Origin of the sequence: Dyella sp. SG609 (assembly GCF_012275375.1) — a bacterium.
Taxonomy (GTDB): Bacteria; Pseudomonadota; Gammaproteobacteria; order Xanthomonadales; family Rhodanobacteraceae; genus Dyella_D; species Dyella_D marensis.
Window position 1 is genome coordinate 306,190 of the sequence record NZ_JAAZQJ010000005.1, and the last position, 24,926, is coordinate 331,115.

Genomic DNA, 24,926 nt, shown 5'->3' on the forward strand with positions numbered 1-24,926 from the left:
TCAGCCGGCGACGTAGATCACCGCGGCGCGTCCGCTGGCCAGGACGCGCCCGGCCTGCTCCGCGCGGAACGCGTATTGCGCGCCGGCTTCGTCGGCGAACAGTTGTTCCGCGTGGATGTCGAGCCGGCCGCCTTGCGGGTCGACGTACTCCACCGCCAGCACCACGTCGCGCAGGCTGACCAGACGCCCCTGGCGGACCGCGGTGTCGCCGCGCGCCCTGGCGTTCAACGCCCCGTGCACCGCCATCGCCTGCGCGCCGTATTCGGACAAGTGCAGTGCGTGCAAGCCGTGCGTGGAACGCAGCGGATGCGCCGCCGCGGCATGGCCTTCGCTCATGGCGTGGATGGTGGCGGCGTCCCACGCGAGCACCGCATCGAGCAGGCACATCTGGCCCGCATGCGGAATCAGCCGGGCCCAGTCAGTCCGGTCGAGCATGCGGCGCCATCAGGGTCGAAAGGCAGAAATGGAAGGCCACGCCCAGGCTCACCGTAAGGCCGATGGCGCGCAGCACCGGGATGCTGCTCCAGGCGAACATGCCGAACACCAGCAGCGCGGAAGCCACGCATACCAGGGTGGCGTGCAGGGTGCGGCGCTGTTCGGCTGCGTCGTCCGTATCGCGCTCGAAGAACAGCGCGTAGTGCAGGCCCAGGCCGGCGGCCAAGGTCAGCGCCACCAGGTGGAACAGCGAGATCTCCACGCCGGCCGCGCGCTCCACCGCCAGCACCAGGAAGGTGGCGAGCGTCATCGGCGCCAGTACGCGCCAGGCGCGGCGCCAGCCGCGCAGCGCGAACGACACGGTCAGCACCAGCAGCACCGCGGCGATGGCCAGTGCATGCAGGATGCGCACGCGGTAATCGGCCACCAGCGATTCGGCGGCGGCTTTCAGGTCGAGCACGCGTACCTTGCCGCCGCTGTCCTTGGCCAGTGCTTCGAGCGCGGCCACGTCGTGCACGCCGCTGAGCGTCGCCAGGCCGAGCCATTGGCCTTCGCGCTGCACGAGCATCGCGGCGAAGCGCTGGCCTAGCGCACTTTGCGCGAAGACTTCCGGCGTCAACGGCGGCAAGGTCTTCGCCTGCTCGACATCGGCCACGAACGGCTCGAACAGATCCTTGCGGAACGGCATGCCCTGCGTCGCTTCCGCGAGTGCGGCACGCAGGCTGGCGGCATCGGGCAACTGGCGCTGGCGCTGCTGCTGCGTGGCGATGCTTGGCAGATAGCGCGAAGGCAGTTCGATGGCATCGGCGGCATGCCCGGCTACCAGCGCGGCGGCCTTCGGCTCCAGCTGCTCCGACAGGCGCAGTACGCCCTGCGCATCGGGCGCCTGCAGTACCAGCAGATAGCGCACGTCCGGCGCGCCCAGGGCTTCGCGCAGGCGCGCATCCCGCTGCAGCAGGTCCTGCGGCAGCGGCGTCAGCGCGGCGAGGTTGTTCTGCCAGAACGGCCCGGGCGCAAGCGCCAGCGCGGCCACAATGGCGACGGCCACCAGCACCGGCAGCCAGCGCGGACGGGGCAGCCGGTCGAAGAAACGGCGCGCGCGTGCCAGCCACGGCATCTGCGCCACGTCGCGCACCTGCGCCGGCAGCAGGCGCGGCAGCAGATAGCGCGTGCACAGGCCGGCCACCAGCAGGCCGGTGATGGTGAACACGGCCAGCTGCTGCAGGCCGTTCACGCCCGAGGCGTAGAAGGCCAGATAAGCGATGCACGCCGAAGCGATGGCGGTCAGCAGCAGCGGCCACAGGCCGCGCACGCTGGCCACGGCGTCCTCGCCCGCGCGGCGGTGGCTCAGCACGCGGATGGGATATTCCTGCGCCACACCCAGCAGGGTGAAACCGAAGGCCAGCGTGATGCCGTGCACCTGCGGAAACGCCAGCACCAGCGCCGCGATGCCGCCGAGCGCCGCGCTGGCGATCGGCAAGGCCGACAGCAGCAGCGAGCCGATGCTGCGATACGCCAGCAGCAGCAACAGGATGAAACCGGCGGTGGACACATTGCCGATCCACTCCGCCTCGTGCCGCGTGTGCTCGCCCACCACCACGCTGAAATAACCGGGGCCGCTGATGGTCAGGCGCGCACTGCTCGCGCCGGGCAGGCGATGGAACGCCTGCTCGATCCCGCTCACCGCCTCGCCCTGCGCCGCCGGATCGAAACCCGCGGCGCGCGTCTGCACCACCAGCAGCGCCTCGCGCCGCGGCGAGAACCACACGCCTTCGCGCGTCTCCGGCGTGCGCGCGGGTGTCCAGCGTTCGGCCAGCTTCAGCACTTCCAGCGTGGGATCGCGCGGCAGCAGGCCTTTCAGCAGCGCGGCGGCGGGCGAAGAGAGATCGTCCAGGCGCTGGTCGAGCTGGTCGGCGAGGAAGGCCTCGTCGTAGCGCTGTTGATCCAGCGTCGGCGAAAGCAGATAGCGGTACGGCAGCAGCTTTTCGTCCAGCGCGGTGAGGTCGAAGCTGCCGTTGAGCACCTGGGTGTAGCGCGGATCAGGACGCAGCGCACCCGCAAGGCCCTGGCTCAACGCAGCCAGCGCCGCGTCGTCGCCGCCATCGATCGCCAGCAACAGCAGCCGCGAGCCGGGGCCGTCGCCGACCTGCTCCATCAGCAGGCGCTGATCGGCATCGACCGGCGCGGGCATGAAGTCGCGCAGGTCGCCGCTCACCTTCAGCCGCTGCGACACCAGCAGGCCGAGCCCGGCCAGCGCCAGCAGCCACACGGCCAGCAGCATGCCGCGCTTCACGCTCAGCCGCCCTTGCACAGCGCCGCGAGGGCGTCGCGCGTCGGCGCCGCCGGCATGCGCGCGGCCAGGTCGCCGAGCAGGTCCACGGCCAGGTCGCCGTCGGCTTCCTGCATGCGCATGCAGCGCGGCTCGCCGCCGCGGCCGTCGATCTGGATGCTGGCGATCGCTTTCGCCACGCGCGCATCGCGCGGTACCAGGGTCAGGGTCCAGCCGCCGGCATGGCTTTCCTGGCGCACGTCGAAGGCCTGGTTGAGCCGGCCGGCATCGCCGCCGAGCAGGGCCACGAAACTGTCCAGCAGCACCTGCAGCTGCGGCGCGCGGCGCAGCGAGAAGCTGCGCGGCTTGCGGCCTTCGCGCTGCTGCGTCACCTCGCCGTCGGCAATGGTGGCGGTTTCCCTGGCCGGCTTCTCCACGCGGCGCTCCAGGCGATCGCCGCCCAGCCAGGCCAGTTCGCCGGAGACCACCAGCGGCTGTTCCAGCACCTTCATGAAGCGCGCTTCGGCGAACGGCGTGCGCGACGGCGCGGGACGCGCCAGCGAAGCGATCAGCGCCTGTGCATCGGCCGAACTCGACCCGGCCGCGCGCGCCTCAGGCTCCTGGGCGTTCGCCCAGCACGACAGGCTCAGGCCGAACAGGAGCGCCAGTGTCTTGCTGCCAGAAATCATAGAAGTTGAACCAGTTGTAGGGGGCGGCGTGGATGTAATGCTCGACGCGCTGCGCATAACGGGCGATGACCGCGTCCAGCGCCTGCGCACGGCCCGGGCGCGGGATCTCCACGCGGTCGGCGAAGGCTTCGAAGACCAGGCGATAGCGGTTGCCGCCCAGGTACAGGCCGAAGCACAGCACCACCGGCACGCGCAGCGTATGCGCCAGCAGCCAGGGGCTGATCGGGAACGGCGCGGGGCTGCCCAGCAGCTCGGCGCGGCGCAGCACTTCGTGTTCGCGGCCGCGGTCGGCCAGCATCGCCACCAGCGCGCCCCGGCCGCAGGCTTCGGCCATCTGCATGGCGACCGAGGTGCCGTCCTGCGACGCGTCGATGACCTTGTCGCCGATCTCCGGCGCCAGCGCTTCCAGCAGTTCGGTGAGCGCGGGCGTCTTCTGCTTGTCCAGCAGCACGCGCAGGTTCACCTCGGGACGGCGCGCGCTGATCGCGCGCAGCGCCTCGAAGCTGCCCTGGTGCGAGCCGAACAGCAGCACGCCCTGGCCTTCGTCCATGTAGCGGCTCAGCGCCTCCAGGCCTTCCACTTCGATGGCGAAGCCGCGCTCGCCGCGCGCCAGCAGGAAGACGCGGTCCAGCATGGTGGAGGCGAAGCAGTGGATGTGTTTCAGCACATGCCAGGCGGTGACGCGATGCGGCAGCACGCGCGCCAGGAAAGCCTGCGAGGCCTCGCGCTCCAGCTTGCGGCGCCAGTAGAAGTACAGCGTGATCGGATACAGGAACAGCCGCGCGAAACCGCGCCCGCCATGCAGGGCGATGCTGCGGATCAGCCACAGCGCGAAGCGCCCGCCGCCTTCGGGCCGGCTTTGCCAATGCTCGGTCATGCCGCCTCGCCTTCGATCGCGCCGCGCGCCAGCAGCAGCTCGCCGCGGCGCAGTTCGAAGCGCACGCGCGCGCCGCTTTCGCTCAGCAGCAGCTCGGCCTCTTCGCCAGGCAGCAGCGGCGCCATGAATTTCGCTTCGGCGATGCGCGCCAGGCGCAGCCCGCGCCAGGCGCGCAACGCGTCGGCCACGGCTTGCAGCAGCACCACGCCGGGCACCAGCGGCTGGCCGGGGAAATGGCCCGGCAGCGACGGATGCGTGGGATCGATGCGCACGCAGGTGCGATAGGTCGGGCTCATGCAGCCACCGGCATGCGCGTGCGCAAACGTGGGAACGATGCCGGGCGTGCGGGCATCGCCGGCATGGCTCAGGCGGCCGCGCGGTGCTTTTCGATGTGCTCGGCGAGCGAGCGCAGGCTGGCGAAGATGGCGCGGTTGTCCGGATTGTCCGAACGCAGCTGGAAGCCGTACTGCTTGGACACCGCCAGCGCGATCTCCAGCGCATCGATGGAATCCAGGCCCAGCTCGCCGCCGAACAGCGGGGTGTCGGGGTCGATCTGCCCGGGCTGCAGGTCTTCCAGGTTGAGGCTCTCGACGATCAGGATCGCCAGTTCACGTTGTGCCGCGGTCTGCTCTGCCATGCTCGTTCCGTACTGCTCTGGACATGCCCTCCCCCCCGGCTGGCATGGGGCGGCAGTGTAACATGGCGGCCTTGTCGTCCCTGGTTACGGTGCATGGTTCCCGGTTCAGAAAGCATCCAGCCGGCCGCCCTGGAAAGGCGCGCCCCCCGCATCTCCTACCGCCACGAGGCCCTGGCCGCGGTGCTGGCCGAAACCGGCACGCTGGCCGCGCTGGGCTTCGGCGCCGGCGCACCGCTGCACGACGATCCGCGCTATCTGCCCGTGCCGCTCGAAGGCATGGAGGCGCCGACGCCGCTGGAGGTCTGGCAGGTCGACGGCGAAGTCGAACACGGCCGCGAAGGCGCGCTGCGCTGGTCCGCCGGCGCGGGCTGGCTGTTCGCCGCAGTGGACCTGGACGAACACGCGCATGGCGGCCCGCGCGCTACCGCCGAACTGGCCTACCGCCTGCTGCGCGAATTCCTCGCGCGCCGGCCGGAACAGCACGTGCAGCGCATCTGGAATTACCTCGGCGCGATCAACCAGGGCGACGGCGACGCCGAGCGCTACAAGCTGTTCTGCGAAGGCCGCGCGGCCGGCATGGGCGAGTTCTTCCGCGAAGGCTTTCCCGCCGCCACGGCGATTGGCCATCATGGAGCGGGCCATCATGGAGCTGGCCATCACGCCGGCGGGCAGCAGCTGCAGGTCTATCTGCTGGCCTGCGACCAGCCCGGCCAGCGCGTGGAGAATCCGCGCCAGGTCAGCGCCTGGCGCTACCCGCGCCAGTACGGCCGCACGCCGCCGAGCTTCGCCCGCGCCATGGCGCTGCCGGGCCAGGACGTGCTGGCGATTTCCGGCACCGCCGCGGTGGTCGGCCACAGTTCCGCGCACGAGGACGACCTCGATGCGCAGCTGGCCGAAACGCTGGCCAACCTGGAAACGCTGCTGGCGCACGCCGGCATGCCGGCCGGCTTCGACACGCATTCGCCGCTGAAGGCCTATGTGCGCCATGCGGCGGATGCGCCGCACGTGCTCGGCTTCCTCGCCGCGCGCCTGCCCGGCGTACCGGTGCTGCTGCTGCACGGCGACGTCTGCCGCCGCGAACTGCTGGTGGAGATCGACGGCTGGCGCTACGCCTGATCAGGGCTTGCCGCAGCCGCCGTGCGCGTCCTTGAACGAGGCGAGCAGGAAATCCGCCACCGCTGCCGAGGAAGCCGGTGCGGCGATCGCCAGTTCGCGGAAGAACGGATCGCCGGTCTGGTCCAGCACCATCAGCGCGCGCACCGGCGGCGATTTCGGCAGGCGGTAGGCGAGGCGCGCGGTGCAGCGGTCCAGCCGCTGCAGTTGGTCCGGCTTCGGTTCGAGCACCGGCTCCGGCGTCGAGGTTTCCATCAGCGTATCGAGCTGCTTGTGCGCGCCGGGGAACACGCCCTGCGCCGCTTCGTAGATGCAGCCCAGGCAAGCGGGAAACAGTTCCCAGCTCATCCATCCCGCTTCGGCGCCTTCCGGCGCGACGAAGCTGAAGACGGTATTGCCGTCGACGCCTACCGCCGTGCGCTGCGGTTTCCAGCCGCGCGGCACGGCGAGCCAGCCGATGGCGTTGGCGTAGAACCAGTCGAGCTTGTCGCGCAGTTCCGGCGGAGCCGCGATGGCGAGTGCGGGCAGTTCGTTGTCCTGCACCGTTTCCCAGTCGCCCTCGCCGTCTTTGACTTCGATGCGCGTGGCGCGGATGGCGTCGAGCGCATGGCCGGCGGCATCGCGCGGATGCGCCGGTGCCAGGCGATAGTCCTTGCCGGCGACGGAGAGGTAGTGCGAGGGCGGGCCGGTCAGTGCGCGGTGCGGCGCATCGCCGGCAGTGGCGACGACGGCCAGCGATGAAAGCAGCACAGCACAGAGGCGCAGGGGGAAGTTCATGCAAGACACTCCTTGTCTTTGGATCATTTTGGCGGAAAGAGCAACGCTCTGGGGCCGCTCACTCCATGTGGCGCTTCGCTACTGGATTCCGGCCTGCGCCGGAATGACGATCAAAAACCGTCATGCCGGCGCAGGCCGGCATCCAGTGAGGACAAAGCTCATTTTTTCTCGGGACGCTTCCACCCATGCAAGGTGGCCTGGCGTCCACGCGCCACGGTCAATTGCCCGGCCGGCGCATCGTGCGTGATCACCGAGCCCGCGCCGATCGTCGCGTTCTCGCCCACCCGCACCGGCGCCACCAGCGCGCTGTTGGAGCCGATAAACGCGCCATCGTCGATGCGGGTGACGCTCTTGTTCACGCCGTCGTAGTTGCAGGTGATGGTGCCGGCGCCGATATTGACCTTCGCGCCGATCACCGCGTCGCCCAGATAGCTCAGGTGATTGGCCTTGCTGCCCTCGCCCAGCTTCGCCTTCTTGGTCTCGACGAAATTGCCCACGTGCACGCCGGCGGCCAGCTCGGTGCCGGGGCGCAGGCGCGCGAACGGGCCGATGGTGCAGGGGCCGTGGGTGACCACGCCTTCCAGGTCGCAGTGCGGCTGCACCACGGTGCCGGCGGCGAGCTGCACGTCCTTCAGGCGGCAGAACGCGCCGATGCGCACGTCCTCGCCCAGCTGCACATCGCCTTCCAGGATCACGTCGATGTCGATGTCCACGTCGCGCTCCACCGTGACGCGGCCGCGGATATCGATGCGCGCCGGATCGGCGATGCGCACGCCTTCCAGCGCCAGCGCCTTGGCCGCGCGCTGGCGGTAGACCGCTTCGAGTTCGGTCAGCTGCCAGGGATTGTTGGCGCCGGCCGCTTCCATCTCGTCGTCGCATTCCACGCAGAAGGCCGGGCGGTTTTCCGCCGCGGCCATCGCGAAGATATCGGTGAGGTAGTACTCGCCCTGCGCGTTGTTGCGGTCGAGCTTCGCGGTCCAGCGCTTCAGCGCGGCGGCGTGCGCGGCGACGATGCCGGTGTTGATGCGGTCGATCGCGCGCTGCTCGTCGCTGGCGTCTTTTTCTTCCACGATGGCGCGCACGAAGCCGTTGCCGTCCAGCAGCACGCGGCCGTAGCCCTTCGGGTCGGCCACGCGGGTGGCGAGCACGGTGAGCGCTTCGTCGGTATCGATCAGGCGCTGCAGGGTGGACGGCCGGGTCAGCGGCACGTCGCCGTACAGCACCAGCACCGCGGCATCGTCCGGCACGTCGCGCAGGGCCTGGGCCACGGCGTGGCCGGTGCCCAGGCGCTCGGCCTGCAGCACCCAGCGCAGGTCAGGCTGGCCTTCGAAGGCGGCCAGCACCTGGTCGCCGCCGTGGCCGTAGACCACGTGGATCTGCTGCGCCGACAGCGCGCGCGCCGCGGCCAGCACGTGCGCCAGCAGCGGGCGGCCGGCGAGCGGCATCAGCACCTTGGCCTTCTTGGACTTCATGCGCTTGCCTTCGCCGGCGGCGAGGACAATGACGTGCAGGGGCATGTTCTTCATGTCGGTCCCTTGGAGCCTGGGTCAGCGAAGCAGGATAGCAGCCGCTCATTTCGCTCCATGACCGGGGGCTGACGCAGCGTCGCCAGCCGTGACGCGCGCCGCACCTCCGTGGCATTCGAAGTGAAAATCGTAGGCGAGGCTGAACGGACGCGCCTGGCTGTCGACGAGGTGGCTTTCGCCGTTGGCGTCGGCGGCCCAGCGTTCGACTTTCAAGGGCAGGAAGGACCATTGGCTGGCGGCCGCCTTCACCGCGGCGATATAGAGGCGGCGGTCGGCGCCAGCGCTGGCTTCGTCGTCGATGCGCACGTCGTCGACCTTGCCCGTGGCGCTGACGATGAACAGCGCGCGTACTTCTTCGGGCGGCGGGCAGCTTGCCAGCAGCGAGGCCGGATACACGGGCGTGACGCGATGCTCGGGCGCGGCGCCGCTGGAGACTTCGCCCAGCGCCAGCTCGTAGCGCGCGGTGCCTGCGGGCACCACGGCATGCCAGGTGGCATCGCCCTGCGGCCGCGTGGCCGATGTTTGTGGCGGCACCTGGCCGCAGGCGGCGAGGCATGCCGCCAGACCCGATGACACGATGCGGAAACGCTTTGCCACGCGCGGCTCCCTCGGATGCACCGGCGCAACATGCCCAAACGAAAACGCCGGCACAAGGCCGGCGTTCCGCATATCTCTTTCCGCCGTGGCCGGCGCGGGAGATCAGTGCTTGAGGTTCTTGCGCAGGCGCTCCAGCGCCTGCAGCTGGGTCAGCGCCTGGGCCAGCTTGGCCTGCGCCTCGGCGATGTCCTCGGCGTCGGTGCGGTTGGCCAGGGCGTCCTCGGCTTCCTGCTTGGCGCGCTGCGCGGCCGCTTCGTCCAGGTCGGCGGCGCGCGCGGCCGTATCGGCCAGCACGGTCACCACCTGCGGCTGCACTTCGAGAATGCCGCCGGAGACCCAGAACTGCTGGCGCTCGCCGTTGGCCAGCACCACGTCGACGTGGCCGGGCTTGAGGCGGGTGATCAGCGGCGCGTGGCGGGGCGCGATGCCCAGCTCGCCCATTTCGCCGGTGGCGATCACCATCGTCGCCTCGCCGTGGAAGATCTCGGCCTCGGCGCTGACGATGTCGACTCGAAGGGTATGGCTCATTGGTTTTTGCTCGCTTCGCTCGCTAGGGAATAGGGAGTCGGGAATAGGGAATCGGGAGAAGCGCGCTCAGTTGCGAGGCTCTTACTGTTCCCTATTCCCTATTCTCTATTCCCTCACCATCAAGCCGCCTTCTTCGCGGCCATGTCCTCGGCCTTCTTGATGGCCTCGTCGATGCCGCCGACCATGTAGAACGCCTGCTCCGGGATGTGGTCGACTTCGCCGTCGACGATCATCTTGAAGCCGCGGATGGTTTCCTTCAGCGTCACGTACTTGCCCGGAGCGCCGGTGAACACTTCGGCCACGTGGAACGGCTGCGAGAAGAAGCGCTCGCACTTGCGGGCGCGGTACACCAGCTGCTTGTCTTCCTCGGACAGCTCGTCCATGCCCAGGATCGCGATGATGTCCTTCAGTTCCTTGTAGCGCTGCAGCGTGCCCTGCACGCGGCGGGCCACGTCGTAGTGCTCGGCGCCGACCACGTTCGGGTCGAGCTGGCGGCTGGTCGAGTCCAGCGGATCCACCGCCGGGTAGATGCCCAGCGAGGCGATCTGGCGGCTCAGCGTCACGGTGGAATCGAGGTGCGCGAAGGTGGTGGCCGGCGACGGGTCGGTCAGGTCGTCCGCGGGCACGTACACGGCCTGGATCGAGGTGATCGAACCGGTCTTGGTGGAGGTGATGCGCTCCTGCAGCACGCCCATTTCCTCGGCCAGCGTCGGCTGGTAGCCCACCGCGGACGGCATGCGGCCCAGCAGCGCGGACACTTCGGTACCGGCCAGCGTGTAGCGGTAGATGTTGTCGACGAAGAACAGCACATCGCGGCCCTTGCCGTGCTCGTCCTTCTGGTCGCGGAAGTACTCGGCCATGGTCAGGCCGGTCAGCGCCACGCGCAGGCGGTTGCCCGGCGGCTCGTTCATCTGGCCGTACACCATCGCCACCTTGGACTCGGGCAGGTTGTCGATCTTGACGACGCCCGCGTCCTGCATCTCGTGATAGAAGTCGTTGCCTTCGCGGGTACGCTCGCCCACGCCGGCGAACACCGACAGGCCCGAGTGCTGGGTCGCGATGTTGTTGATCAGCTCCAGCATGTTCACCGTCTTGCCCACGCCGGCGCCGCCGAACAGGCCGACCTTGCCGCCCTTGGCGAACGGGCACACCAGGTCGATCACCTTGATGCCGGTTTCCAGCAGCTCGTTGGCCAGCGCCTGGTCGTCGTACGACGGCGCTTCGCGGTGGATGACCCACTGGTCTTCGGCTTCGATCGGGCCGACTTCGTCGATCGGGTTGCCGAGCACGTCCATGATGCGGCCCAGGGTGGCCTTGCCGACCGGCACCTTGATGCCTTCGCCGGTGTTGCGCACGGCCAGGCCGCGCTTCAGGCCGTCCGGCGAACCCAGGGCGATGGTGCGCACCACGCCGTCGCCGAGCACCTGCTGGACTTCCAGCGTGATGTCGGTGCCGTCGATCTTCAGCGCGTCGTAAACCTGCGGCACCTGATCGCGTGCGAACTCGACGTCGATGACCGCGCCGATGATCTGTACAACTTTACCCTGGCTCATGGAAATGCTCCGGATGGATCTTTGAATGTCTGGTTTAACCGCGCCCGTTCTGGTCGCGTGGTTTTAGTGAAGAGTGCGGCCATGGATGGCCGCCCGTTTGATCTTAGCGATCATGGATGATCGCACTCATACAGCCGCGGCGCCGCCGACGATCTCGGAGATCTCTTGCGTGATCGCCGCCTGACGGGCCTTGTTGTAGACCAGCGTCAGCTCGCCGATGACCTTGCTCGCGTTGTCCGAGGCCGCCTTCATGGCGACCATGCGCGCGGCATGCTCGCTGGCCAGGTTCTCCAGCACGCCCTGGTAGACCACCGACTCGATGTAGCGGCCCAGCACGTACTCCAGCACCGTGGCGGCGTCCGGCTCGTAGATGTAGTCCCAGTCGTGCGACTGTTCGAGCTTGATGCCGGCATAGGCCGACTCGCCGGCCGACTGGTGCGCTTCCAGCTCCGCCGCCACCAGGGGCAGCGGCAGCAGCGCGTCCAGGGTCGGCTTCTGCGTCATGGTGTTGACGAAGTCGTTGTAGGCCAGGAACACGCGGTCCAGCTTGCCGGCCGTATAAGCGTCCAGCACCACCTTGATCACGCCCACCAGCTGCTCGAGCTTGGGCTTCTCGCCCAGGTGAGTGACGCTGCCGACCAGGTTCACGCCCTTGATGCGGCGGAAGAACTGCGTGGCCTTCTGGCCCACCGCCACCACGTCGACCTCGACGCCCTTGTCCTGCCACTCGCGGATGGCGGGCAGCAGGCGGCGGAACAGGTTGGAGTTCAGGCCGCCGCAGAGGCCGCGGTCGGTCGACACCACCACGTAGCCGACGCGCGCGACCTTCTCGCGCTGCACCAGGAACGGATGGCTGAAGTCGGTGCTGGCCTGGGCGACGTGCGCGATCACCTTGCGCATCTGGCGCGCATAGGGGCGCGAGGCCTTCATCAGATCCTGCGCCTTGCGGATCTTCGATGCCGAGACCATTTCGAGCGCGCGCGTCACCTTGCGCATGTTCTGCGTGCTCTTGATCTTGGATTTGATTTCGCGTCCGCCTGCCATGTTCTCGCTCGCTGCGCTTGCTCGGGGGAATCGGGAATGGTGAATCGGGAACAGGGATGCGAGCTCGCGCTCTTCGATTCCCTATTCCCTATTCCCGGTACTTCACCAGCTACCGGTCTTCTTGTACTCGTCCAGGCCGGACTTGAAGATGGCTTCGATGTCGTTGTTCCAGTCGCCGGTGGCGACGATCTTCTTCATCAGCTCGGCGTGGTTCTGGTGGAAGAACGCATGCAGGCCCTTCTCGAACGGCAGCACCTTGTCGACCGCCAGGTCGTCCAGGTAGCCCTTCTCGGCGGCGTACACCGACAGCGCAAGCTCGGCGATCGACAGCGGCGCGTACTGCTTCTGCTTCATCAGCTCGGTGACGCGCTGGCCGCGGTCCAGCTGGGCGCGGGTGGCCGGGTCCAGGTCCGAGGCGAACTGCGCGAACGCAGCCAGCTCGCGGAACTGCGCCAGGGCCAGCTTCACGCCGCCGGACAGCTTCTTGACGATCTTGGTCTGCGCCGAACCACCCACGCGCGACACCGAGATACCGGCGTTCACGGCCGGGCGGATGCCGGCGTTGAACAGGTCGGTCTCGAGGAAGATCTGGCCGTCGGTGATCGAGATCACGTTGGTCGGCACGAAGGCGGACACGTCGCCGGCCTGGGTCTCGATGATCGGCAGCGCGGTCAGCGAGCCGGTCTTGCCCTTCACTTCACCGTTGGTGAACTTCTCGACGTACTCCTCCGACACGCGCGCGGCGCGCTCGAGCAGACGGGAGTGGAGATAGAACACGTCGCCCGGATAGGCTTCGCGGCCCGGCGGGCGCTTCAGCAGCAGCGAGATCTGGCGGTAGGCCACGGCCTGCTTGGACAGATCGTCATAGATGATCAGCGCGTCTTCGCCGCGGTCGCGGAAGTACTCGCCCATGGCGCAGCCGGCGTACGGCGCGATGTACTGCAGCGCGGCCGACTCGGAGGCCGACGCCACCACCACGATGGTGTTGGCCAGCGCGCCGTTCTCTTCGAGCTTGCGCACCACGTTGGCGATCGACGAGCGCTTCTGGCCGATGGCGACGTAGATGCACTTAATGCCGGAATCTTTCTGGTTGATGATCGCGTCGATGGCCAGCGCGGTCTTGCCGGTCTGGCGGTCGCCGATGATCAGCTCGCGCTGGCCGCGGCCGATCGGGATCATGGAGTCCACCGACTTGTAGCCGGTCTGCACCGGCTGGTCGACCGACTTGCGCCAGATCACACCCGGCGCGACCTTCTCGATCGGCGAGCTGAGCTTGGCGTTGAGCGGGCCCTTGCCGTCGATCGGCGCGCCCAGCGAGTCGACCACGCGGCCGAGCAGCTCCGGGCCGACCGGCACTTCGAGGATGCGGCCGGTGGTCTTGGCGGTGTCGCCTTCGCGCAGGTGCTGGTATTCGCCCAGCACCACCGCGCCGACCGAGTCGCGCTCCAGGTTCAGCGCCAGGGCGAAGGCATTGCCCGGCAGCTCGATCATTTCGCCCTGCATCACGTCGGCCAGGCCGTGGATGCGCACGATGCCGTCGGACACGCTGATGATCGTGCCCTCGTTGCGGGCTTCCGCGCCGAGCTTGAACTGCTCGATGCGGGTCTTGATCAGCTCGCTGATCTCGGACGGGTTCAAGGTGGTGCTGGACATGGTGGTTATCCTGGGATTTTTTTGAATTCGCTAGTCGAGATCCGGTCCGTTCCGCGCAGGCGCGGGCCGGCCGGGCTGGCTCTGCGCGTACTCAGGCCGTCAGCGCGCCGGAAAGGCGCGCCAGGCGGCCGCGTACGGAGCCGTCGATCACTTCGCTGCCGGTATCGATCACCACGCCGCCGAGCAGCGAGGCGTCGACCTGGGTTTCCAGTTCGATGTCGCGCTTGAAGCGGCGCTTGAGCGAGGCTTTCAGCTGCTCGGCCTGCGCGGCGTCCAGCGCCATCGCGCTGGTCACCTTGACCAGCAGCTGCGACTCGGCCTCGCGCTTGTACTGCTCGAACAGGTCGGCCACTTCCGGCAGCAGCGCCATGCGGCGATGCTCGGCCAGTTCGGCCAGGAAGCCGGCGAACGGGGCCTGCGCGTCCATGCCCTGCGGCAGGTGCAGCGCGACGAGCTGCTCGGGCAGCACGCGCGGGTCGTTGCCGAGCGCGGCCACGCGGGCGTCCTTCGCCACCGCGGCGGCGAAGGCCAGCGCCTGCGACCACGCGGGCAGCGCACCGGACGCGCGCGCCAGCTCGAAAGCGGCGCGGGCATACGGGCGGGCGAGAGTGATTGCCTGGGCCATGGCTCAGATCTCGGCGACGAGCTGGTCGAGCAGGGCCTTGTGGGCCGAGGCGTCGACTTCGCGCTGCACGATCTTCTCCGCGCCCTGCACGGCAAGACGGCCGACCCAGCCGCGCAGTTCCTCGCGGGCGCGCTGCTGCATGCTGGCGATCTCTTCGCCGGCCTGGGCCTTCAGGCGCGCCGTCTCGGCGACAGCGTCCTCGCGGGCCTTGTCGACGATCTGGTTGGCCTGCTGCTGGGCGCGCTCGATGATCTCGGCGGCCTGCTGGCGGGCCTGCTTGATCTCCGTGGCGACCTTGGCGTCGGCGTCCTTCAGCTCGGCGCGCGCCTTCTCGGCGGCGGCCAGGCCTTCGGCGACCTTCTTCTGACGCTCTTCGATCGCGGCATTGAGCTGCGGCCAGATGAACTTGGTGGTGAACCAGACCAGGATGGCGAACGACACCATCTGGCCCAGGAAAGTCAGATTGATATTCATGAGCTTTCCGAAAACTCCGGTAACGCGTGGGACCGCAATCCGCTGCGGCCACAGGGCCGCAGCGGCATATCGCGCCGGCTACTAAGCGATTAGTGGCCGAAGTTGCTGATGACCTGGGCGGTCAGCGGGTTCGAGAACGCGAACAGCAGCGCCACGGCCAGGCCGATGATGAACGCCGCGTCGATCAGGCCGGCCAGCAGGAACATGCGGCCCTGCAGCAGCGGCACCAGCTCCGGCTGGCGAGCGGCGGACTCGAGGAACTTCGAACCCATGATGGCGATGCCAAGGCAAGCGCCCAGCGCGCCCAGGCCGATGATGATGCCGACGGCGATCGCGGTCAGGCCCTGCACATGGGAAATGAGTTCGGCGAGGTTCATGGTGTTCTCCTGTGAATCTTTCTAAAGGTGTGGTTAGAGCGAAACGGAATTGAAAAGCGAAACCGGATGGAACCTAGTGTCAGTGATGCTCACGCGCCGTCGCGATGTAGACGATCGTCAGCATCATGAAAATGAACGCCTGCAGCAGGATGATCAGGATGTGGAAGATCCCCCAGGCAGTGTTGAACAGCACGCCCGGCAGGAAGCTGATCCAGCCCGCGAACAGGCCCGCGATCAGCATGAACACCAGCTCGCCGCCGTACATGTTGCCGAAGAGTCGCATCGCGAGCGACACCGGCTTAGACAGGTATTCGATGATGTTGAGCGCCAGGTTGAACGGCACCAGGATCGCGACCACCACCGGGTTGTGCGCGTGGAACGGCGCGGTGACCAGTTCCTTGCCGAAGCCCAGCGTGCCCTTCGCCTTCATGCCGTGGCCCAGCACGATGAAGAACACCGCCAGGGCCAGGCCCACGGTGGTGTTGATGTCGGCGGTCGGCACCCAGCGGAAGAAGGTGTGATGCGCGGCCTCGGCGCCGGCGGCGGTGGTCACGGCGAAGCCCGGCGCGTCCAGCGGCAGCAGGTCCATCGCGTTGAGGAAGGTCACCCACATGAAGATCGACAGCGCCAGCGGGGTCACCGTGCGGCGGTCGCCGTGGAAGGTGTCCTTCACCTGGGTGTCGACGAATTCGACGATCAGCTCGACGAAGGCCTGGCCCTTCGACGGCACGCCCGAGGTGGCCTTGCGCGCCTTCAGCCAGAACCACAGGCAGAACAGCGCGCCGAGCAGGAAGGCCACCACGATCGAGTCGAGATGGAGCTTCATGAAAGCACCGTCACCCAGGCTCACCACGTTGTGGTGCAGGTGATGCTGGATGTATTCGGTTAAACCGCCCTGAGGCTCGCTTGCCATGTCTCAGCCCTTGAATCGGAACGCCAGCAGATTTATTGCGTACGCAGCCACCAGCCCCGTGATAGCGGCCAGTGGCGGCAGTCTGTATTGACCCAGGATCACGATCAGCCCTCCAGCGATCGCGATCCATTTCAGAACCATGCCTGAAACCATCCGGCCCATGGTCATGCCGCCCCCGCCCAGTCCTGCGAAGGTACGCGACGCCAGCAGCGCGGTACCCAGCGCCACCAGTGCGGCGCCCGCAGCGGCCGCGATCGCATCGCGGTACCCCTGCGTCAGGAAAGCGAGGCCCACGATCGCCGCCGTGGCGAGCTGCAGCATCACGATGCGCAGCGCGAGACGACGTCCGGAGGCAAGACTGTTGAGCACGTGAGGTCCCCGCGCGGCTTCGCACTAGGCGGCACCGATCCAGCTGCGGGCCACGGTCCAATCTTAAAAAGTATATCAGCGGGGCATTTAGACGGACAAGCCACGTTCCTGCGTTATGCCGCACTTTCGTGCCCGATCGCCTACTTTGCCGACCGGCGCGTGTGCGAAGCGTCCATGCCGCGGGCAAGAAAAAGGCCGGACTGGAGAACCAGTCCGGCCTTGGGGGACGTCGCCGAGGGAGGGAGCGACGTTTTGAAGCGGATTACTTCGCGGCGGCGGCGGCCTTCTTCACCGCGGCGACCGGGGCCGACACGGCGTCGTTGGCGGCCTGCTGCTGTTCCTGCACCAGGGCGGACAGCGACTCGGCGGTCTTCTGCGTGACGGCGATGATTTCCTGGGTCACGGCGACGGCGCGCTCGGCGTTCTCGCGGCTCAGCGCGCTGCCCTTTTCCCACAGGGTGCGCAGGCCTTCGATGTCGCGGGTTTCGAGCGCATCGGCGATGTAGTCGGAGGTCACCTGGGACTGCTTCTCGAGCGCCTGGAACTGCAGCTCGGCAATCTTCTCCAGAGCCTTGAAAGCCACCGACTGGGCCTTGAAGGCGTTGTCGGTCAGCTGCTTGGCGTAGGCGAACACCTGGGCATTCAGTTGCTGGGTCATGGCTTTGCTCCCTCGAAGGGAATGGGGGTAGTGGGACAAAGCCTAACAAGGATTTTTGTGCAGCGCAATATATTTTTTGTGAAGACGCGCTTTGTCACATTAAATTATTTTAAGAACAATCAACTATGACAAATCCATGAAATGCCGCGTCGCGTCAAAAACTGGCGCGACTGCAGCTGGCCCCCGAGGTGCAGGTCTCGTGCACCACCACCTTGTCCAGCCCCGGCAGGCGCGGCTCGAGGCGGCGGAAGATCCAGCGCGCGAGGTTCTCGCTGGTGGGGTTTTCCAGGCCCTCGATGTCGTTGAGGTAGTGGTGGTCCAGCTGTTCGTACAGCGGCGCGAAGGCCGCCTTGACGTCGGCGAAGTCCATCACCCAGCCCAGCTGGGGATCCGGCTGGCCCTCCACATGGATTTCCACGCGGAAGGAATGGCCGTGCAGGCGCGCGCACTTATGCCCCGGCGGCACATGGGGCAGGCGGTGGGCGGCTTCGAGATGGAAGAGCTTGAAGATATGCATTGCGCCATTCTAGCGCCCACCCCGCCATGGCGCCTTGCGCGCACTGGGGAACGCCCCAGGTCCGGCGCCCGCCGCGCCGGCGCGATACTCGGCCGGCCAAGGCCCGAGCCCTTCCCATGCGCCTTCTCGCCACCTTGCTGCTGAGCCTGACTGCCATGACCGCCACCGCCTCTTCCATCGGCACGCCCGACGCCGGCAGCCCCGAACGCAAAGCCATCCTCGACGCGGCCCGCGCGCCGCTGGAACGGCGCCTGCATCGACCGGTGCAGTTCGCGGTCGATCGGCTTCGCGTCGCGGGCGACTGGGCTTTCCTGCACGCGCATATGCAAGGCGCGGGCGGCACGCCAATGGATTTCACTGGCACCGAGTTCGCCGAAGCGGCCAGCCATGGCGCGATGTCGCGCGCCTATGCCGCGCTGCTGGAACGCAAGGCCGGCCACTGGACCATCAAGGCCGAAGCGATCGGCCCGACCGATCCGGCCTGGACCGCCTGGGCGCAGACCTATGGCGCGCCGACAACGCTGTTCGTCGACTGAGCAAGGCTTGAAAGCACCGTCGTTCCGGCCTTGCACCGGGCACGCCTTCGATCGCCGCAAGCTCACCGACAGCCAGGCCAAGGTCTGCGCGGAAGATTCACAACATCCCCGATATAAGCCGCAGCGGCTCGACATGGCGCCAGGAAAGACCGCCACGCCAAGCAACACGCAGGGCTGGCGCGAGACGCCTTTCGAAGCCTGAGCAACACACACACTAACCAGGAGGGTTTATGCGTCGTGTGACATTTCTTACCAAAGCTGCCTGTATCGGTTTGATCCTGCTCGGCTACGGCTCGGTGGCCGACGCCGCACTCGTGACCACCACGCGCTCGGCCAGCAGCAGCGCTACCGCCGGCGACCTGACGATCTCGTGCCAGGCCGATGAAGTCGTCAGCGGCGGCGGCTACAAGTTCATCGCCGACACCGCCAACGTGCTCTACAACGCGCCCATCGGCGGCACCCAGCAGGGCTGGACGATCCGCTACACCGGCACGCCCACGCAAAGCACGCTTTCGTTCCTCGCCGTGGTGTGGGCGGTGTGCATGAAGCAGCAGTAAGTCGTTCGCGAACGGCATCGCTTGGAAGAGGCCCCGGCACGGGGCCTCTTCTTTTCGCGCGGGCTATCGGGCACTGCAAAAGACGAAGGGCGCCCCGCAGGCCGCCCTTCGCCCTCCCCCGCCTGGCCGCAGGCTCAAGGGGGCGTGAGGTACCACGCGCCGCCGTAGGGGTGGCCGTAGCCCACCTGCTGCGTGCCGTTGCGATTGGTGTTGTTCGAACCGATCAGCTGGATGTTGCCGCCGCTGTTGCTGGCCACCAGCTCGACGTGGCCGCCGTTGTTGAGGATGCACACGTCGCCCGGCTTCGCATGGGCCGCATCGACCACTTTCCAGCCGCGGTCCTTCAAGATCCGCCCGATCGAACCGGGCGCGCCCGGACCGGTGCGGCTGGAACCCGACACCAGGTCGGTGTGCCGGTCGAGCACACCCGCCTTCTGCAGCACCGCGGAGACGAAATTCGCGCAGCACTCGTCGGGCGATACGCCGGGATTCATCGGCAAGGCGCCGCTGCGTTCCAGCTCCGACGCATTGCGCCCGAGAAACTGCCTGGCGATGTCCACCACCTTGCTGCCGCTCGCACCGCTGCCGCCATGCACGCCACCGGAGCCCTGCGTACCGCCGGTGCCTTGCGTGCCGCCCGCGCCGGGGATATGCACCACCTGCCCCGGATAGATGCGATTGGGATTGGCGATCTGCGGATTAGCGCGCTCCAGCGCCGACAGCGATACGCCGTTGCGCGAGGCGATGCTCGACATGCTGTCGCCCGAACGCACCGTGTAGTCGTGGCTGGCCGGCGCGCTGCTCGCGCTGCCGCCGCCGGGCAGATGGATCACCTGGCCCGGATAGATGCGGTTCGGATTGGCGATCTGCGGATTCGCCGCGAGCAGCGCGGAAAGCGACACGCCATGGCGCGCGGCAATACCCGACAGGGTGTCGCCCGACTTCACCGTATAGCTGCCACCCGATGCCGCACTGCCGCCGCCACCCGGCAGATGGATGACCTGCCCGGGATAGATATGGTTGAAATCGCGAATCTGCGGATTGGCCGCTTCCAGCGCTTTCAGCGACACACCCTGGCGCGCGGCGATAGCCGACAGCGTATCGCCCGACTGCACCGTGTAATCGTGCGAACCGCCCGGCGGCGCAGGAGGCGACGGCGGTGCCGGCGGATTACCGCCATTCGGCGCATCGCTGCCGAACAACGCGGCCTCCTTCGCGCGCCGGTTCACCAGTCCCTGCAGGACATGGCCGCCGGCATGCACGTACTCGCCGAACATTGCCTGCGCGCCCTTGTAGTCGCCGGCATTGAGCTTGGCCAGCAGCCCCGGATAACCGTTCGCGCCGAGGTTGTAGGTAAGGCTTACCAAGGCATCGAACTGGTTCTGCGTGATCGGCACATGCACATTGCGCCGCACCGCATCCTGCGCCCAGGCCAGGTCTTCCTTGAGGTATTGCTCGGCCTGCGCGCGGGTGATGGTCTGTCCCGGCTGCACGCCCTTGGTGTGGCCGTAGCCGATGGTCCACGGCGCGCCGCCGGTGCCGGGGTCGGGATACGCCGTGGCGCTGTAGCCCTCGAAGCCCTCGATCATCTGCACGCCGTTCTGGCTGATGCTGAAACCCGAGGCCGGCCCCGCCTTGCCCGCCGCCGCTTGCGCGCCACCGGTGGGCGCGGCAGGCGCGGCGCCGCCATCGTTCGCATGGGCGGGGAGATGGATCACGTCGCCGGGATAGATGCGATAGGGGTTGGCGATCTGCGGATTGGCCGCCTCCAGCGCCGCCAGCGACACGCCGAAGCGTTGCGCGATCGCCGACAGCGAATCGCCATGCTGCACGGAATACGTATTCGACGACTCGTCGCTCGCGGCGAAGGCTGGCGAGGAACGCACGGCGCTGACTGCGGTCATGGAAGGCCTCTTTGCTCGGATGCATGCGGCCCACCTGGCCGGCCGCCGAATTGCAGCATCGTGACAACGAGCTCTCCCATTGGGACTTTCCCCAGCTAGGTGCAACCCTAGATGGACGTCCAGACCATCTAGGGAAAACCCCAGCTAGGGAGCGCCCTACTGATCGGCGCTCGAGCCGCGGGGCTATCGTCCGGGCGTCACCATGGGAGGTGGAGCGATGTACCTGGAACTGCAGTCCCAACGCAGCGGCGCGGCGCTGCCGGTAGATCGCTACGGCGCTTCGGCGCAAGCCGCAGCCAGCAGCGCCGCGCATCCCGACGCGCACGTCTCGCAGCCGCAGCTGGCGTTCAATCCGCAACTGACGAAGCTCACCGGCTCGATGTTCGGCGCTTCCGGCGCCGGCGCGCCGGACTTCGACGCGCAAGTGCGCGGCACCGACCCGAAGGCGATCGATCTGCAGCTCATGCGCATCGCACAGGACGTCTACGATCCGCACAGCCAGGGCGTCGATGGCTGGACGCGCCTCACCGCGGACCAACTCGCCCAGGCCGGCATCGACCCCGCCTCGCTGGAAGACCCGAGCACCGGCTTCCGCGCCGCCATCTACCAGGACAAGAACGGCGACCACGTGCTGGCTTTCGCCGGCTCCAACGACATCAAGGACTGGCTCAACAATGCCGAGCAGGGCTTAGGTGTCCCGGCCGCGCAGTACCACCAGGCCGTGGCCCTGGCCACCGAAGCCAAGGCGGCGTTCGGCGACAGCCTGGCCATCACCGGCCACTCGCTGGGCGGCGGCCTCGCCTCGATCGCCTCGCTGGCGACGGATTCGGCCGGCGTCACCTTCAATGCCGCGGGCCTCAACGACGAGACGATCCGCCGGCTGATTCCCGACGGCGATCCCGCGGCGCTGAAGCAGCAGGCCGAAAACGGCTTGATCCGGCGCTACGCGGTGGACGGCGAGATCCTCACCACCGTGCAGGAACACTCGCCCCTGCCCGATGCGGTCGGCCACAAGATCGCGCTGCACGATCCCGATCCGGTCGCCAAGCCGGACCTCCACTGGTACGACTGGCTCGACGGCAAGGCGGAAGTGCTGGAAGCGAAGTACGCCGTCGACGTGGCCAAGCATTCCGTCGACCTGCATCTGGATGACGCCGTGCTCGCCGCGCTGCAGAAAGACCATCCCTGGCAGCCCTGAGCCGCCCCACCATGAAACCATGACGCCGCCTCTGCTGTACTCGGGCGGCTTTCGGCGCTGGGCCGACATGGGAGAACCCGGCATGATGCACATCCCTCGCCCCAGGCGTATTGCCTGGTGTCTGCTGGCAGGCCTTGCGCTCGCCGGCGCCGCCGCGGAAACCCAGGCCATGAGCGACACGGATGCAAGCAAGGTGTTCACGGATACGCGCGTGGTGGCGCTGGTCGATGCCGCCGCGCAAGGCGACGAAGCACGCGTGCGCGCCTTGCGCGAGCAAGGCGCCGACCTCAACGCGCAGGGCGACCGCGGCGTGACGCCGCTGGAATGGGCGCTCCTGCACAAGGACCGCCGCGCCATGGAAACCCTGCTGCGCGCCGGCGCCGATCCGGCGCGCCCCGGCGTGGGTGGCGCCACGGTGCTGCACCTGGCGGCGATGGCGAACGACTCCAGCTATCTGCGCCTGCTGCTCGACCATGGCGCCGACCCGAACGCGCCGCACGGCGTGACGCAGGCGCCGCCGCTGGACGCCGCGCTGATGAACCCCGGCGAAGATGCCTTCGACCTGCTGCTCGCCCATCACGCCGATCCCAACCGCGCCGACCGCCTGGGCAATACGCCGCTGCACGTCGCGGCCAAGGTGCATCGCACGCATTGCGTGCTGCGCCTGCTGGAGGCCGGGGCGGATGCGACGCGGCGCAATCAGCAGGGGGCAACGTTCCAGACGTACTTCAACATTCTTCCTGCGGGTGGCTTGAACGCCACGGCACGGGCGCAGCACGAGCAAGTGCATCAGTGGCTGCGGTTGCACCATGTGGCGGTGGAGCAAGGCGTGCAATAAACGCTCGTCATCCCGGCGCAGGCCGGGATCCAGTAGCGTCGCCGCTCGATTGTCGCGAAAGGCTCAAAAGCTGAGTCCTTGAACTCCTCGCCTGCACATGGCTTATCGCCGCTGGATCCCGGCCTGCGCCGGGATGACGCCAGTTGAGGAGTTGGCGCACTATTCCAAGTCCGGCGCACTGCCCCACAGATAGCGCGGCGGCAGCCGCCCACGGAACTCCGCCCAATCCACCGCCTTCGGATAACGCCCGCGCCCCGCCTCGCGCAACGGCATGCGCGGCCCGCGGCGCGGACGGCAGCGGGCGCTGAGCTTGCGGCGGCGGCGCAGCGCGGCTTCGGCGGCGCGGCGGCGGCGGTCCTGCTCGCGGCGGTCGCGGTTTTCCTGCGTTTCCTCGGCGTCGGCGGCGCGCCGTTCGCGCGCGGATTTCACCTCTGCCTCGCCCGGACGGCGGCCAGCGGCTGCGCGTTCCTCTTCGCCCACCGCGCCGACGCGCCGCATGCGGTCCTGCACCAGGGTGAACTGCAGGCTGCGGCCGGCGCCCAGGTCGATATTGCGGCCGGCGCGCATCGCCGCGGCCTGCGCGGCCACGGCCTGCGGGTCGATAAAACCGGGCGCCTGCACGTTCGCCGCGCCGGCGCTGCCGGCGGCGGCCTGGCCGAGCTGGGCCATCAGCAGGGCCATGATCTGCAGCTTCGCTTCGTTGCCGTCCACCGCCGCCGCGGCCACGCTCCAGCCGGCCGGCGGCATGCCCTGCGGCACCGCCTGCCAGGCCATCGGCGTGCTCACCAGCGCCGGCCGCGTGCCGTCCAGCCAGGGCATCGGCGGAGGCGGCGGCACGGAGTCGTTGCCGTGCTGGTTGTTCAGCGCCGCCTGCGCCATCGCGCCGGCAGCCTGGGCGAAGCTCAGCACGACGCCGTCGGCGCGCGCGGCGCCCAGCGCGGTGGCGGGTACGCCCGTCGCGGTGGCGCCACTGCGGTCCGCGCCCTGCACGTAGTTCACCGGCGCACTGCCGGGCACGGTGCCGCCGGGCCAGCCGGCGAGCTGGTTGCGCGAGGCCTGCGCGGCCAGGTCGGCGCTGTTCATGGCGCCGGCGGAAATCAGGGGAATCGCCTGCAGGCCGCCGCTGGTCGACAAGGTCACGCCCAGCTGGATGCCGTCGATGCGCGCGCTGCCGCGCAAGGCATCGGCCAGCTCCGGCAGCAGGGGCAGTTCGTGGCCGGATGGATTGTCGACATTGCCGTTGCCGCGATTGCCCCAGTTGCCATTCAGATCGCCCAGGCTCGACACCGGCAGCTGCACGGTCAGCCCTGACGACAGCGGCGTGTTCGCGCTCATGCCGGGATTGACCTGCAGCAGGCTGTCCAGCGGCAGGCCGAGCTTGTCGGCGATGGTGCTTACCGTGTCGCCCGGCGACATCGGGAAGCTCAGCTGCACGTGGCCGTTGCCCTGCGCATCGTGGCCGCCGCGGTCGCCGCCCAACAGCCGCAGCACCGGATCGTTCGGAAGGTGGATGCCCATCGCCCCTCTCCTCAGCTCAGCAGGGACGGAGCGATCTCCAGCTCGCCCAGCCGGCTGCTGGCGAACCGCTCGATCAGCTGCGGCGCGCCGTCCAGCAGCTGCCGGTAGGCATCCGGCGAATGCGTGTCGGCGCGCAGCTTCCAGCCCTTGTCGGTACGGCTCAGCCACAGCTCGGTGCCGGGCAGCACGCCGTCCTTCAAGGTGATCATGATTTCGCGCGACTGCGCGGAGCTGCGCGCATCGGGCACCAGCAGCCGCTTGACGTGGCGCTCGATCAGCTCGGCCAGCGCGGGCGCCAGCGCCGCCTGCGCGGCGGGCGCCGGCTGTTCCGCGCCGTGCAGCACGATCTGCTGCGCCTGCTGCCAGGCCTGCGCGCCGGCGCTGGCCTGGGCCTGGGCCTGGCCGTCCGGCTGGCCGCCGCCCGAAGACGTATCGCTGCCGCTGTCGCGCTCGCCGTCGCGCGGCGGCAGTGCGGTGGCCTTGCCGGCGGAAGCGTCGAGCTGGCGCTGCAGCAGTTCGCGCAATGCCTTTTCCTGTTCGCTGGCACCTGGGCCGCGCGGGCCGGTGGCGGCCTCGCCGCTGTCCTGCACGTCCTGGCCCTTGCCGTCCATCAGCTTGCGGAAGCGCTGGATGTCCTCGCGTCCGCGCGCGGGTTCGTCCTTGGCGCGCTGCGTATGCCCGTGCGTATGCGGCGCGGGCGGCGTGGTGTGGGTGGCGGTGGTGGCATCGTTGCGCATAGGGACC

Annotated in this window: 29 protein-coding genes; 6 read left to right on the plus strand and 23 right to left on the minus strand. The window is 68.4% G+C overall.

The annotated features are described in order from the left end of the window. The 6 genes from FHW85_RS11860 to FHW85_RS11885 form a co-directional block, all read right to left on the minus strand. Nucleotides 1-435, minus strand: a complete 435-nt coding sequence (locus FHW85_RS11860) for a phosphotransferase (RefSeq protein ID WP_167253320.1) — start codon at nucleotides 433-435, stop codon at nucleotides 1-3. Then, nucleotides 419-2,716: an MMPL family transporter gene (locus FHW85_RS11865; RefSeq protein ID WP_168648486.1), complete on the minus strand. Its 2,298-nt coding sequence runs from the start codon at nucleotides 2,714-2,716 to the stop codon at nucleotides 419-421. The genes FHW85_RS11860 and FHW85_RS11865 overlap by 17 nt, the downstream gene beginning before the upstream one ends. A 14-nt stretch (nucleotides 2,717-2,730) precedes the next feature. Continuing rightward, nucleotides 2,731-3,393 (minus strand): outer membrane lipoprotein carrier protein LolA, encoded by a 663-nt coding sequence (locus tag FHW85_RS11870; protein ID WP_243867899.1) that lies wholly within the window; start codon nucleotides 3,391-3,393, stop codon nucleotides 2,731-2,733. Next, nucleotides 3,317-4,270, minus strand: coding sequence for an acyltransferase (locus tag FHW85_RS11875; protein ID WP_168648359.1), 954 nt, complete (start codon nucleotides 4,268-4,270; stop codon nucleotides 3,317-3,319). The genes FHW85_RS11870 and FHW85_RS11875 overlap by 77 nt, the downstream gene beginning before the upstream one ends. Further along, nucleotides 4,267-4,566 (minus strand): hydroxymyristoyl-ACP dehydratase, encoded by a 300-nt coding sequence (locus tag FHW85_RS11880; protein ID WP_168648360.1) that lies wholly within the window; start codon nucleotides 4,564-4,566, stop codon nucleotides 4,267-4,269. The genes FHW85_RS11875 and FHW85_RS11880 overlap by 4 nt, the downstream gene beginning before the upstream one ends. Nucleotides 4,567-4,634: 68 nt before the next feature. Beyond that, complete coding sequence (locus FHW85_RS11885; protein ID WP_167253312.1) at nucleotides 4,635-4,907, minus strand: phosphopantetheine-binding protein; 273 nt, start codon at nucleotides 4,905-4,907, stop codon at nucleotides 4,635-4,637. A gap of 93 nt (nucleotides 4,908-5,000) precedes the next feature. Here FHW85_RS11885 and FHW85_RS11890 point away from each other — a divergent pair, with 93 nt between their 5' ends. Next, complete coding sequence (locus FHW85_RS11890; RefSeq protein ID WP_168648361.1) at nucleotides 5,001-6,023, plus strand: pteridine-dependent deoxygenase; 1,023 nt, start codon at nucleotides 5,001-5,003, stop codon at nucleotides 6,021-6,023. Here the strand turns inward: FHW85_RS11890 and FHW85_RS11895 are convergent, their stop codons facing one another. From FHW85_RS11895 to queD, 14 genes are all read right to left on the minus strand, one after another. Beyond that, on the minus strand, nucleotides 6,024-6,797 hold the full coding sequence (locus FHW85_RS11895; RefSeq protein WP_168648362.1) for a DUF4850 domain-containing protein: 774 nt from the start codon (nucleotides 6,795-6,797) through the stop codon (nucleotides 6,024-6,026). A gap of 158 nt (nucleotides 6,798-6,955) precedes the next feature. Next, nucleotides 6,956-8,323 (minus strand): bifunctional UDP-N-acetylglucosamine diphosphorylase/glucosamine-1-phosphate N-acetyltransferase GlmU, encoded by a 1,368-nt coding sequence (glmU, locus tag FHW85_RS11900; protein WP_168648363.1) that lies wholly within the window; start codon nucleotides 8,321-8,323, stop codon nucleotides 6,956-6,958. A 45-nt stretch (nucleotides 8,324-8,368) separates the two neighbouring features. Beyond that, nucleotides 8,369-8,920: a hypothetical protein gene (locus tag FHW85_RS11905; protein ID WP_343203698.1), complete on the minus strand. Its 552-nt coding sequence runs from the start codon at nucleotides 8,918-8,920 to the stop codon at nucleotides 8,369-8,371. Between the two features lie 102 nt (nucleotides 8,921-9,022). Then, entirely contained in the window at nucleotides 9,023-9,448 is a 426-nt protein-coding gene (locus tag FHW85_RS11910; RefSeq protein WP_026635371.1) for a F0F1 ATP synthase subunit epsilon, read from the minus strand. 119 nt (nucleotides 9,449-9,567) lie between these two features. Further along, entirely contained in the window at nucleotides 9,568-11,001 is a 1,434-nt protein-coding gene (atpD, locus tag FHW85_RS11915) for a F0F1 ATP synthase subunit beta (protein ID WP_026635370.1), read from the minus strand. 126 nt (nucleotides 11,002-11,127) lie between these two features. After that, entirely contained in the window at nucleotides 11,128-12,045 is a 918-nt protein-coding gene (gene atpG / locus FHW85_RS11920) for a F0F1 ATP synthase subunit gamma (RefSeq protein WP_167253304.1), read from the minus strand. A 102-nt stretch (nucleotides 12,046-12,147) separates the two neighbouring features. Continuing rightward, entirely contained in the window at nucleotides 12,148-13,698 is a 1,551-nt protein-coding gene (gene atpA, locus FHW85_RS11925; protein WP_168648364.1) for a F0F1 ATP synthase subunit alpha, read from the minus strand. 91 nt (nucleotides 13,699-13,789) lie between these two features. Next, the gene (locus tag FHW85_RS11930; RefSeq protein ID WP_167253300.1) at nucleotides 13,790-14,323 is read right to left on the minus strand and encodes a F0F1 ATP synthase subunit delta; all 534 of its coding nucleotides are present in this window, start codon (nucleotides 14,321-14,323) and stop codon (nucleotides 13,790-13,792) included. A 3-nt stretch (nucleotides 14,324-14,326) separates the two neighbouring features. Then, on the minus strand, nucleotides 14,327-14,797 hold the full coding sequence (locus FHW85_RS11935) for a F0F1 ATP synthase subunit B (RefSeq protein ID WP_167253298.1): 471 nt from the start codon (nucleotides 14,795-14,797) through the stop codon (nucleotides 14,327-14,329). An 89-nt stretch (nucleotides 14,798-14,886) separates the two neighbouring features. Next, nucleotides 14,887-15,174 carry a F0F1 ATP synthase subunit C gene (atpE, locus tag FHW85_RS11940; protein WP_168648365.1) on the minus strand — a complete coding sequence of 96 codons (288 nt, stop codon included), beginning with the start codon at nucleotides 15,172-15,174 and terminating at the stop codon, nucleotides 14,887-14,889. A 79-nt stretch (nucleotides 15,175-15,253) separates the two neighbouring features. Then, a complete protein-coding gene (atpB, locus tag FHW85_RS11945; protein ID WP_168648366.1) occupies nucleotides 15,254-16,087 on the minus strand; it encodes a F0F1 ATP synthase subunit A in 834 nt (277 codons plus the stop codon). Nucleotides 16,088-16,090: 3 nt separating this feature from the next. Further along, nucleotides 16,091-16,456: a hypothetical protein gene (locus tag FHW85_RS11950; protein WP_167253292.1), complete on the minus strand. Its 366-nt coding sequence runs from the start codon at nucleotides 16,454-16,456 to the stop codon at nucleotides 16,091-16,093. A gap of 262 nt (nucleotides 16,457-16,718) precedes the next feature. Continuing rightward, entirely contained in the window at nucleotides 16,719-17,114 is a 396-nt protein-coding gene (locus FHW85_RS11955) for a phasin family protein (protein ID WP_167253290.1), read from the minus strand. A 154-nt stretch (nucleotides 17,115-17,268) separates the two neighbouring features. Continuing rightward, nucleotides 17,269-17,631 (minus strand): 6-carboxytetrahydropterin synthase QueD, encoded by a 363-nt coding sequence (queD, locus tag FHW85_RS11960; RefSeq protein WP_167253288.1) that lies wholly within the window; start codon nucleotides 17,629-17,631, stop codon nucleotides 17,269-17,271. 116 nt (nucleotides 17,632-17,747) lie between these two features. Here queD and FHW85_RS11965 point away from each other — a divergent pair, with 116 nt between their 5' ends. Genes FHW85_RS11965 through FHW85_RS11975 form a run of 3 tightly spaced genes read left to right on the plus strand, consistent with a single transcriptional unit; the run spans nucleotide 17,748 to nucleotide 18,724 of the window. Further along, a complete protein-coding gene (locus FHW85_RS11965) occupies nucleotides 17,748-18,167 on the plus strand; it encodes a hypothetical protein (RefSeq protein WP_168648367.1) in 420 nt (139 codons plus the stop codon). Nucleotides 18,168-18,174: 7 nt separating this feature from the next. Further along, nucleotides 18,175-18,369 (plus strand): hypothetical protein, encoded by a 195-nt coding sequence (locus FHW85_RS11970; protein WP_168648368.1) that lies wholly within the window; start codon nucleotides 18,175-18,177, stop codon nucleotides 18,367-18,369. 28 nt (nucleotides 18,370-18,397) lie between these two features. Then, nucleotides 18,398-18,724, plus strand: coding sequence for a hypothetical protein (locus FHW85_RS11975; protein ID WP_167253282.1), 327 nt, complete (start codon nucleotides 18,398-18,400; stop codon nucleotides 18,722-18,724). 134 nt (nucleotides 18,725-18,858) lie between these two features. On the opposite strand, the gene FHW85_RS22365 is transcribed toward FHW85_RS11975, so the two are convergent. Continuing rightward, entirely contained in the window at nucleotides 18,859-20,628 is a 1,770-nt protein-coding gene (locus tag FHW85_RS22365; protein WP_246866729.1) for a LysM peptidoglycan-binding domain-containing protein, read from the minus strand. Nucleotides 20,629-20,845: 217 nt separating this feature from the next. On the opposite strand from FHW85_RS22365, the gene FHW85_RS11990 reads away from it, so the two are divergent. Both FHW85_RS11990 and FHW85_RS11995 read left to right on the plus strand, forming a co-directional pair. Then, on the plus strand, nucleotides 20,846-21,826 hold the full coding sequence (locus FHW85_RS11990; RefSeq protein WP_168648369.1) for a DUF2974 domain-containing protein: 981 nt from the start codon (nucleotides 20,846-20,848) through the stop codon (nucleotides 21,824-21,826). Between the two features lie 82 nt (nucleotides 21,827-21,908). Next, nucleotides 21,909-22,664: an ankyrin repeat domain-containing protein gene (locus FHW85_RS11995; protein WP_168648370.1), complete on the plus strand. Its 756-nt coding sequence runs from the start codon at nucleotides 21,909-21,911 to the stop codon at nucleotides 22,662-22,664. A gap of 159 nt (nucleotides 22,665-22,823) precedes the next feature. Here FHW85_RS11995 and FHW85_RS12000 read toward each other — a convergent pair whose 3' ends face one another. Next, a complete protein-coding gene (locus FHW85_RS12000; protein ID WP_168648371.1) occupies nucleotides 22,824-24,182 on the minus strand; it encodes a LysM domain-containing protein in 1,359 nt (452 codons plus the stop codon). Between the two features lie 11 nt (nucleotides 24,183-24,193). Next, the gene (locus FHW85_RS12005) at nucleotides 24,194-24,919 is read right to left on the minus strand and encodes a type III secretion HpaP family protein (RefSeq protein WP_168648372.1); all 726 of its coding nucleotides are present in this window, start codon (nucleotides 24,917-24,919) and stop codon (nucleotides 24,194-24,196) included. Nucleotides 24,920-24,926 lie beyond the last annotated feature (7 nt).